The sequence below is a fragment of the Leucobacter sp. M11 genome (genome assembly GCF_035726885.1).
Classification (GTDB): domain Bacteria; phylum Actinomycetota; class Actinomycetes; order Actinomycetales; family Microbacteriaceae; genus JAPFRB01.
Genome location: NZ_JAPFRB010000001.1, coordinates 770,623 through 771,735 on the forward strand (window position 1 = coordinate 770,623; position 1,113 = coordinate 771,735).

Sequence of the window (1,113 nt, forward strand, 5' to 3'; positions counted from 1 at the left end):
CCTGGGGCGACGGGGTCATCGGGGGTCCTGCTTCCGGGGGGCTCCGTTCGCGGGCCGCTGCTGGCCGCGGTTCTTGGCGGGGGTGCGCTGACCGCTGCGCTCGGCGCGGCGGTTCTCGTCCTTCTGCTGATCGCTGCGCTCGCGCGCCGTGCGGCCGAGGCGCTCGGCGCGGCTCTGGCCGGTGGCGGCGCGGCCCGCGCTCTGCTTCTTCTCGCCGCCGGACTTCTTCGCGGCCTTGCGGGGCCGGGGCCGCGGGGTGCCCGCGGGGATCTTCGCGGCCTCGCCCTCGTTGCGCACGATGGTGAGCAGTTCCCCGCGCTCCTCAGCGCGGAGCTCCCGCATCTCGCCGACGCGCAGCGCGCCGAGGGTGAGCGGGCCGAACTGGCGGCGCACGAGCTCCTGGACGGGGTGCCCGACGGCGGCGAGCATGCGGCGCACGATGCGGTTCTTCCCGGAGTGCAGGGTGACCTCGATCAGGGAGTCGGTGGCGCTCTGCCCCCCGGGGAGCACGCGGGCGGCGTCGCACACGATCACGCCGTCCTCAAGCTCGACGCCGGTCTTCAGCAGTTGCACGGTCGCGGGGGTGATCCGACCGCGCACCTTCGCCACGTAGGTCTTCTGCACCCCGAACTTGGGGTGCGCGAGGACGTGGGCCAGGTCCCCGTCGTTCGTGAGGATGAGCAGCCCGGAGGTGTCCGTGTCCAGCCGTCCCACGTTGTAGAGGCGCTCCTCGACCTGGTCGGTGAACTCGCGCAGATCCGGCCGCCCCTGCTCGTCACTCATGGTGGAGACGACGCCCCGGGGCTTGTTCAGGACGAAGTAGCGCTTGGACACGTCCAGCTGCACGGCGACCCCGTCCACCGCGATCTGGTCCGTCTCGGGGTCGATCCGGGAGCCGAGCTCCTGGACGACGGCTCCGTTGACCGTAACCCGGCCGCGGGTGATGAGCGACTCGGCGGCACGGCGGGAGGCGACGCCCGCGTTCGCGAGCGCCTTCTGCAAGCGCACCCTGCCGTCGTCCTCGGCGGGCTCGCTCGCTCGCGCTCCCCCGTCGTCCGCGAAGCTGATGTCGACGCCGTCGACCGAGAACGAACCGCCGAGGCTGCCGCCCCA

General features: G+C 73.0%; 1 pseudogene. It reads right to left on the reverse strand.

Annotated features, from left to right (window positions below):
- Positions 1–264: 264 nt before the first annotated feature.
- Positions 265–1,008 (reverse strand): annotated as a pseudogene (locus OOT08_RS03980) (pseudouridine synthase); the annotation flags it as partial.
- Positions 1,009–1,113: the final 105 nt, after the last annotated feature.